General features: G+C 69.0%; 9 protein-coding genes and 1 pseudogene. 3 read left to right on the forward strand and 7 right to left on the reverse strand.

Features of this window, described 5'->3' with window-relative positions; genetic code table 11:
* Positions 1–74: 74 nt before the first annotated feature.
* Positions 75–229: pseudogene (locus AOK24_RS50965) on the forward strand (LURP-one-related family protein); the annotation flags it as partial.
* A 216-nt stretch (positions 230–445) separates the two neighbouring features.
* On the opposite strand, the gene AOK24_RS22155 reads toward AOK24_RS50965, so the two are convergent.
* Entirely contained in the window at positions 446–1240 is a 795-nt protein-coding gene (locus AOK24_RS22155) for a carbon-nitrogen family hydrolase (RefSeq protein ID WP_055721813.1), read from the reverse strand.
* Between the two features lie 188 nt (positions 1241–1428).
* On the opposite strand from AOK24_RS22155, the gene AOK24_RS22160 reads away from it, so the two are divergent.
* Complete coding sequence (locus AOK24_RS22160) at positions 1429–2253, forward strand: maleylpyruvate isomerase family mycothiol-dependent enzyme (RefSeq protein ID WP_055721814.1); 825 nt, start codon at positions 1429–1431, stop codon at positions 2251–2253.
* 52 nt (positions 2254–2305) lie between these two features.
* Here AOK24_RS22160 and AOK24_RS22165 read toward each other — a convergent pair whose 3' ends face one another.
* Together AOK24_RS22165 and AOK24_RS22170 are read right to left on the reverse strand one after the other, a co-directional pair.
* The gene (locus AOK24_RS22165) at positions 2306–3547 is read right to left on the reverse strand and encodes an MFS transporter (RefSeq protein WP_055721815.1); all 1242 of its coding nucleotides are present in this window, start codon (positions 3545–3547) and stop codon (positions 2306–2308) included.
* A 50-nt stretch (positions 3548–3597) separates the two neighbouring features.
* Positions 3598–4260 carry a GntR family transcriptional regulator gene (locus AOK24_RS22170; RefSeq protein WP_055721821.1) on the reverse strand — a complete coding sequence of 221 codons (663 nt, stop codon included), beginning with the start codon at positions 4258–4260 and terminating at the stop codon, positions 3598–3600.
* A gap of 222 nt (positions 4261–4482) precedes the next feature.
* On the opposite strand from AOK24_RS22170, the gene AOK24_RS22175 reads away from it, so the two are divergent.
* Entirely contained in the window at positions 4483–5382 is a 900-nt protein-coding gene (locus tag AOK24_RS22175) for a D-alanyl-D-alanine carboxypeptidase family protein (RefSeq protein WP_055721816.1), read from the forward strand.
* 17 nt (positions 5383–5399) lie between these two features.
* On the opposite strand, the gene AOK24_RS22180 is transcribed toward AOK24_RS22175, so the two are convergent.
* The 4 genes from AOK24_RS22180 to AOK24_RS50970 all read right to left on the reverse strand — a co-directional run.
* The gene (locus AOK24_RS22180; RefSeq protein WP_055721817.1) at positions 5400–6071 is read right to left on the reverse strand and encodes a contact-dependent growth inhibition system immunity protein; all 672 of its coding nucleotides are present in this window, start codon (positions 6069–6071) and stop codon (positions 5400–5402) included.
* Between the two features lie 32 nt (positions 6072–6103).
* Positions 6104–6409, reverse strand: coding sequence for an RNase A-like domain-containing protein (locus tag AOK24_RS22185; protein ID WP_055721818.1), 306 nt, complete (start codon positions 6407–6409; stop codon positions 6104–6106).
* Between the two features lie 2 nt (positions 6410–6411).
* Entirely contained in the window at positions 6412–6930 is a 519-nt protein-coding gene (locus AOK24_RS22190; RefSeq protein ID WP_055721819.1) for a hypothetical protein, read from the reverse strand.
* Positions 6931–6956: 26 nt separating this feature from the next.
* Positions 6957–8709: RNase A-like domain-containing protein (locus tag AOK24_RS50970; protein ID WP_055721820.1), on the reverse strand; the 1753-nt coding region annotated here is incomplete at its 5' end.

An 8709-nucleotide genomic window follows, 5' to 3' on the forward strand; every position in this document is an offset into this window, starting at 1 on the left:
CGGCACGCGACCGGACTCAGCCCCTCGGCGTACAGGCGGCGTTTCGGACCCGGCGGCGGGGAAGCCGTACCGGCATGAGATTCCTGGTACGCGACCGGCTCCTCGGCTTCGGCGAGGACTACTGGATCGAGGACGACCGAGGCCAGAAGGTGTTCCTGGTCGACGGCAAGGCGATGCGCCTGCGGGACACGTTCGAGCTGAAGGACACGCGCGGGCGCGTCCTCGTCGANNNNACGGCGTGGACGTCGTCCACGAGGACGCGGACCCGGCGCTGCTGATCGCGGTGACGGTGTGCGTCATCCACCTCGCGGAGAAGGAACGCGAGGACGACTGACCCGCACGCGCGCGGTGAGCGCGGCCCTCGGCCGACCCGGCGCCCCGAACCCCGGCCGCCCCTCAGCCGGCCCGGCGCCACCAACGCCGGCCCGCTCCGGCGCCGCGCCCCTCACCGCTCCGGCGCCGCCAGCCCCAGCACCCGGTCCTTCAGCGCCGGGAACACCTCCCGCGTCTCCCCCACCTGCCCCGGCTCGAACTCCACGGTGAGGACCTCCTCACCGTGCCCGGCCTCCCCCAGCACAGCGCCCCACGGGTCTACCACGATCGAGTGACCGGCCTGGGGAACCCCGGCATGCGTCCCGGCCGTTCCACAGGCAAGGACGAACGCCTGGTTCTCGACAGCCCGCGCCTGAGCCAGCAGCGTCCAGTGGGACCGGCGGCGCTCCGGCCAGCCCGCCGACAGCACGAGGGTCTCGGCGCCCAGGTCGACGAGACCGCGGAACAGCTCGGGGAAACGGAGGTCGTAGCAGGTGGCGACACCGACGACGGTGTCGGGCAGACGGACGGCGACCAGATCCTGACCGGCCCCCATCAGCACGGCCTCGCCCTTGTCGAAGCCGAACCGGTGGATCTTCCGGTAGGTCGCGGCGAGGTCACCGCTCGGTGAGAAAAAGAGGGAGGTGTTGTAGAGGGCTCCATCGGCCCCGCGCTCGGGAATCGACCCGGCGTGCAGCCAGACCCCCGCGTCGGCGGCGGCCTTCGCCATCACGTCGTACGTCGCCCCCCGCAGCGCCTCGGACTCGGCCGAGAACAGCTCGTACGCGAAGGCGCCGGTGGTCCACAGCTCGGGGAGGACGACGAGATCGGAGTCACTGCACGCGCGTACGAGAGCGGCGACCCGCCCCCGCCGGGCTTCGACCGATTCGCCCTCGTCCACGGCGACTTGGATCAACGAGGCGCGCACACTACCACCGTCCTGGCATTCGAGCAGTCCACATCGGCCTACGATCGTCACACGAAAGCACTGCCGGGGCCGTCCACAGCAGCGTAACTTAGCGTTTCAAGACGCCCGCCGACAGCAGCCGACAACCTCCGCTGGCAACGCCGCCACCGACCGCCGCCCGTGTACCGACCGCCGAGGGGTCCCGTTCCGTGAGTCTGCATCCCACCCTCCAGCCCTACGCCGACGCCTGGACGCACTCCATAGAAGCGATAACCGAGCTGGTGGAGCCCCTGGTGGAGGCGGACTGGAACCTCCGTACGCCGTGCCCCGGCTGGTCGGTGAGGGACGTCGTCTCGCACGTCATCGGCCTGGACTGCGAGATGTACGGCGACCCGCGCCCGATCCACTCCCTCCCGCGCGACCTCTTCCACCTGACGACCGACCTCCAGCGGTACATGGAGGTCCAGGTCGACGTCCGCCGCCACCACACGTCCCCGGAGATGACGGCGGAGCTGGAGTACACGATCATCCGCCGCAACCGGCAGCTGCGGAACGAGAACCGCGACCCCTCGGCGAAGGTCCGCGGCCCGCTGGGCACGGAGCTGACCCTCGAAGAGTCGATGCGCTCCCACGCGTTCACCATCTGGGCCCACGAACAGGACCTCCGTACGGCGCTGGGCCGCCCCGGCAACCTCGACTCCCCCGGCGCGCACATCGCCCGGGACGTCCTCCTCGACGCGCTCCCCGCGATCGTCGCCGAGAAGTCGAACGCCCCCCGCAGCTCCGCGATCGTCTTCGACGTCACCGGCCCGATCGAGTTCCTGCGCACGATCCGCGTCGACATCCAGGGCCGCGGCACCCTGGAGACGGTTCCCGCGCTGGGCCCGGCCGCGTCCTTCGTCCTCGACTGGGAGACGTACGTCCGCCTCGCGTGCGGCCGGGTCACGCCGGAGGCGGTCGCCGACCGGGTCAAGGCGGAGGGCGACCCGGAGCTGACGGCGGCGATCCTCAGAAACTTCACGGTCACGCCGTAGCCGTACGGACGGCAGAAAGGGGGCCGGGGTCACCCGGCACCCCCTCTCGTCCCTACGCGGGAACGTGCACCGTCTCCACCCGGGACGCCACCAGCCGCTCCCGCTCCCGGCGCGCCGCCCTCGTGCGCAGCCGCAGCACCTGACCGATTCCGATCGCCTGAAGGACGAAAACGACCGAGAACGCGATCCCGTAGTTGTCGTCGGTGGCGTCGAGCAGGACGCCGATCGCGAACAAAGTGAACATCGACGCCGTGAAGCCGCCGATGTTGGTGATCCCGGAGGCGGTGCCCTGCCGCTCGGGCGGGTTCGCCGGGCGGGCGAAGTCGAAGCCGATCATCGAGGCGGGCCCGCAGGCGCCGAGGACGACGCAGAGCAGCACCAGCACCCAGGTCGGCGCGTGATCGCCGGGGTAGCCGATCGCGAGGGCCCACGCCATGGCCGTGGCGAGGACGGTCCCGAGCGCCAGCGGGAGCCGCGCCTCGTGGTGGCGGGCGATGAGCTGGCCGTACACCACCCCGAAGACCATGTTCGACAGGACGACGAGGGTCAGCAGCCCGCCCGCCTCGCCCCGCGTGAGCCCCTGCCCCTGGACGAGGAACGGCATCCCCCACAGCAGCAGGAACACCATCGCCGGGAACTGGGTCGTGAAGTGCACCCACAGCCCCAGCCGCGTCCCCGGCTCGCGCCAGGCGGTGGCGATCTGGCGGCGGACGTACGCGGCGCCCTGATGCGGCATCGGGTCGGGCTCGTACCCGTCCGGATGGTCCCTCAGGAACAGCACCAGCAGGACGAGGACGACGATCCCGAGCCCGGCGCTGCCCGCGAACGCGGCGGTCCAGCCGACGCCGTGCAGGAGCCGGGCGATGACCAGCGTGGACACCAGGTTCCCGGCGACGCCCGCGAGCCCGGCGAGCTGCGCGACCATCGGGCCGCGCCGCGCGGGGAACCAGCGGCTGCCGAGCCGCAGGACGGAGATGAACGTCATGGCGTCGCCGCAGCCGAGCAGCGCGCGCGAGGCGAGGGCGGTGCCGTACGACGGTGACAGCGCGAACCCGAGCTGTCCCGCCGTGAACAGCACGACCCCGATGGTCAGCACCCGCTTCGTGCCGAGCCGGTCGACGAGCAGGCCGACCGGTATCTGCATCCCGGCGTACACGAGGAGCTGGAGGATCGAGAACGTCGACAGCGCGGAGGCGCCGACGTGGAAGCGGTCGGCGGCGTCGAGTCCTGCGACCCCCAGCGACGTACGGAAGATGACGGCGACGAAGTAGACCGACACTCCGATGGACCACATGACGACAGCTCGGCGCCCGCCGGGCGGGTCACCCGGGAGAGTGGAGTTCCTCACCGGACATCGCCCCGGGCGAGGTGCGCGAACCAGTCGACGTGCCGGCGGACGACCGATACGGCCGCCTCGGCGTCGCCGGCCCGCAGCGCGTCGAGGATCTGCTCGTGCTCGACGAGGGACTTGGCGATCCGGTCGGGGTGCGCGTGCATGATCGCGACGCCCATCCGCAGCTGCCGGTCGCGGAGTTGGTCGTAGAGCCGGGTAAGAATCTCGTTGCCGCCGCTGCGGACGATCTCGGCGTGGAAGCAGCGGTCGGTGACGGCCGCCGCGGCCAGGTCGCCGCGCCCCGCCTCCTCCTTCTGCCGCTCCAGCAGCTCCGCGAGCCGCTCGACCAGGCCCGCGGGCGCGGGGACCGCCTTGCGGACGGCGTGCTCCTCGATCAGCAGCCTCGTCTCGACGACGTCGGCGATCTCCTGCGCCGACACCGGCAGGACCAGCGCGCCCTTCTTCGGATACAGCCTGATCAGGCCCTCGACCTCCAGGCGCAGCAGCGCTTCCCTGACCGGGGTCCGCGAAACCCCTACGGCGTCGGCGAGTTCGCCCTCGGTGAGGAGGGTGCCGCCTTCGAAGCGGCGGTCCAGGACGCCCTGCTTGACGTGGGCGTAGACGCGGTCGGCGGCGGGTTGTCGGGGCGGTGCGGGGGCGGGGGCCGGTGGCATGCCCACAGGATAGATACAACACGTACGCAAGGGCGGGAACGTTTCACCATGCGGACGGTGATCTTGTCCGAAAGTCCCACCTTCCCCAAGAGATTCAAAATTCCCGGAACCAGACGCACAACTTTCTGTGCTAGGTACGTGTCACAGGTGTGCGGCCACGTTCTTCCCCCCACCCAACCAGGCCGCATTCAGGGGCATTTCAACGTAATCGGGGTATTTCAGTTGATAACCGCACTCAAGGGCAAGCCCGTCCGCAGAGCCGCCGCCGTCACCGCCACGGCCGTCGCGATGCTCGCGACCGGCGCCCTCGCCGCGGCTCCCGCGCAGGCCGCCGCCGCGCCGTCGATCGCGGCCAAGGCCGGCTACGTGATGAACAACGCGAGCGGGAAGGCGTACGGCAAGGCCGCCACCACCAAGCTCTCCACCGGCTCCACCACGAAGATCATGACCGCCGCCGTCGTCCTGTCTCAGCCGAAGCTGAACCTGAACGACAAGGTCACGATCCAGATGGCCTACAGCGACTACATCGTCAAGAACAACGCGTCGTCGGCACGGCTCATCGTCGGCGACAAGGTCACGGTCCGTCAGCTCCTCTACGGGCTGATGCTGCCGTCCGGCTGCGACGCCGCCTACGCGCTCGCCGACAAGTACGGCACGGGAACCACCCGTGACGCGCGCGTCAAGAACTTCATCTCCAAGATGAACGCCAAGGCCAAGTCGTTCGGCATGAAGAACACCACCTTCGACTCCTTCGACGGCATCGGCAACGGCAAGAACGCGTCGACCGCGCAGGACCTCACGACCCTCGCGAAGAACGCGCTCAAGGACGCGAACTTCCGGGCGATCGTGAAGACCAAGTCGTACACGGCCACGACCATCACCAAGACCGGCACCAGCCGGAAGATGGCCGCCTGGACCAACACGAACACGCTCCTGTCCAGCTACAGCGGCACCATCGGCGTCAAGACCGGCTCCGGTCCCGAGGCCAAGTACTGCCTCGTCTTCGCCGCCACCCGCGGTGGCAAGACCATGGTCGGCACGGTCCTCGCGTCCACCAACGCGACGGTCCGCGCCCAGGACGCGACGAAGCTGCTCAACTACGGCTTCGCGAACCTGAAGTAGTCCACGTACGAGGGGGCTCACCGCGCGGGGCGTGGTGGGCCCCCTCGGCGTTCCGCGAGCAGGGCCAGCCAGCCGCTCGGCGCGTACGGGGCGGGCGGGTCGACCTCCATGCCGAGTTCCGCCAGCGCGAGGGCGTACTCCGACTCCTCCAGGCCGAGCGCGAGGAGCTCGTGGATCTCGCCGGTGAGCCGGGCGACGAGGTGCGGATCGGTGGTCCCCCAGTAGTCGGCGACCGCCTCCTCGTGATCCGCGAACTCGTCCGGCATGTCCTGCGAGAACCAGCCGCCGAGGAACTGTCCCAGCTCGGGGAAGCGGGCATGCCACTCCCAATGCGTCGCGGGGGCCACCAAAGGCGGCGCCTCCCCCTCCTCCACGCTGCGCCTGATGTGATCGGCCAGACAGGACAGCCACTGCTGTACGCCGTCCCCCGGTACGCCGACGTCCGGCATCACGTAGTACTCCCCCAGCCGCACCCTCAGCCGCCCCGGCGGCTTCTCGGCATACTCCCGCACCTGCCGCTCCGCCTGCGCGAGCGCCCAGGGGCGGGTGTGCCAGGTGTGACGCAGGTACGCGGCGAGAGCCTGACTCGGCTCGTCCGGCGTGTCATCGGCGTCCTGTCCGATGAACGCACGCATCACCTGGTCGAGTTCGCCGTAACGGCGGTCGTGTTCGAGGGGGGTCAGGGGCATGGGGTGACTTTCGTGCGGAGAGGTGGAGAGGGCTACAGGTAGACGGGAAAAGTGGCATGTACGACGAACCCCTGCGGACGGCCCTGATCCCGCCTCAGCACGACCCGCGCGGCCCTCACCTCCACCGCGCCTCGTCCCGCCAGCATCATCGCCTGCAACAACACCCTCCCCACCGCACTCTCCCGCGACGGCCACGCCGCCTCGATGGTCAACCGGGTACGGGTGGACTGAGCGAGCCAGCGGTGCACGAGCTGCTCGTTGACGGTGACGACGTACTGGGTGGCCCACTGGGCGGTCTCGCGGTCGGGGTAGGTGGACGTCCTGTTGCGTACGGGCATGGTCAGGCGTCCTCGAATCTCCAGGCCACCAGCAACCGGTCCGGCGAAACAGCGACCAGGCCGATGTCATAGAGGGTGACGGCGAAGGATTCCCAGTGGAAGCCGGACACCAGGAAATCGGCGTCGGGACCTTCCTCCGCGCAGCCGTGGTTCGTGAAGAACTCGACGGAATCTCCCATCGATTCCAGCATTTCACGGATACAGCCGTCCCTGATCTCGTCCGGATGACGCAGCGCTGCCGCATCCACCCCGTCGTGAAGAGATCCCGCCGCGATGATTTTCAGCAGGTCCTGGGCGCTTTCCCGGGTCACCGGCAGAAGGCTCTCGCGCACCTCGGCACCGCTCAGCTCGTCGAACATCACGGCAGGGTCGACACCGAAACCCGTCTCGCTCCGCGCGCCGCGCATGAGGGCGACCAGGTCGTCCGCCCACTCCTCATGTTTTCTGGGCACGAGCCGAAGGAGGCTGTGCCGCGGGTCGAAGAGTCCGGTCACGGACTCGGGCAGGACACTGACGCTCACATGAATCACTCATTCACGTACACAAGTCAACTGGGCATGGAAGTATAAACAACGTAAGGAGGATCGATACCGTTCTTGTACTTGAGAACGACCTTCACTGAATACGTGTCATGTACTGAGGTAGAGCCATTCCGGACAGTTCTCCCCGTCACGTGATCGAACTCCACCGGGTCCAGGGTGAGGCTGGACCTGTCACTTCTCGGACGCGACAGCCAGTCTTCGATCTTCTGGGGATTATTGACCCCGACATTGACTTTTCCGGCATTCGCCGGGATGTCCCTCGGGCCGATCGCGTCCATGGCGTCCTGAGTGGCCTTCTGTGCCGTGGAGAGATCCAGGAAGGTGGAAGCCGCGGTGATGGTCGGCTGATCCCTCAACCGGTTCAGGAGCTGTGTGTCGCTCTGCCCGACATGCTTGTCCACGACATGGCTCCCGTGCACTCCCTCCTGGTTCGCCAGGTCGACCGTGTAGAAGTGGTTGTTCTTGTCCTCTCCCGCAACCGTGTACCCGGGCTGTTCCCTGAACTCATCGAGTGATCGGGCACCGAACGCCTCCGCGCGCGCCTCTTCCGCAGCGTAGGTGGGAACGCTGCTCCTGGCATCCTCCAGCGCCGGTTTCCGTCTGGTCAGGTCGTCGGCCAGGTCGTGGATCGTGTTGTTGTAGGAGTCCACGGCGGAATTGAGGCGGCCGGTGTCGATGTTGAGGAGGAATTCCGCGGCGAGGGTGGGGAGTTCGCCGATGAGTTCGGCGAAGTCCTTGAAGCTTTTGATGGTGAAGGTCTTGATCGCGGCGTCTTTGTAGACGTCGATGATGGTGGAGCGGATGGTCGTGACCTGGGTGCTGCACGCGTCGCAGGCGGTGGCGATCGCGCGGGCCGTGTCCTGGAGGACCTCCAGGGAGGGCTGCCGGCCGTCCGTGTGGTTCCAGTGGTAGTTCTCGCGTGGCTTGCCCCACGCCGAGGTTCCCCACATCGCCGAGCAGAACTGCCGCATGGCGCTCTGCCATTCGTCGTTGCCCGGCGCCGGGTTCGTGATGGAGGCGAGGGCTGCGTCGAAGTCGGCGGCGGAGGCGGTCGCGTCGGTGGCGGCCTGGCGCCAGAGGGCGGCGATGCGGGGGAGCGCGGTGTCGTCGCCGCCGGGGGTGATGTCGGCGACCTTGCCGTGCCGGAGGGCGTGTTCGAGGATCGGCCGCAGGATGTGGGCGCCGATCTCGCTGAGCGCGCCGGAGACTTCGTCGATGACGGCGTCGCCCCAGCTGTCGTCGCCGTCGGCGGCGCCCCAGCCGAGTTGGGCGACGGGACCGCTCGTACCGGAGTTCTTCAGGACGTCGGGCGGGTTCCGGGTCTGGGGTACGGCCGGGACGAGGACGTTCGTGGCGTGGTCGGCCGCCGTGTAGTTGTTCGCGGTGACCGTGAGCCCGACGGCCGCGCCGCCGACGCCCTCCGTCGTCCTGTTCCATACGTCGAGGAAGAGGCCGGCGACCTCGGCGTACGCTTTCGCGAACGCTTCTGGGCCGGTGCCGCAGCCCACGGCGTGCTCGTACCCGTCCAGCGCGCCGACCAGTTTCCGGGCGCGGTCGGCGAAGTCGTACTGGGCGTTGCGCAGCATGAACGAGGCGTAGTAGACGTGCTGCGGCTGGACGTCGAAGCCGACGCCGACGAGCGGTGGGGCGGTGGGCCTGAGCGCGTCGAGTTCGGCGGCGCGGCGGTGCCGGTCGGAGTCGGTGTCGCCCTGGGAGATGTCCTTGCCGTCGGGGTCGGTGAGGGTGCCGGGGGAGGGG

Source organism: Streptomyces niveiscabiei, assembly GCF_001419795.1.
GTDB lineage: Bacteria > Actinomycetota > Actinomycetes > Streptomycetales > Streptomycetaceae > Streptomyces > Streptomyces niveiscabiei.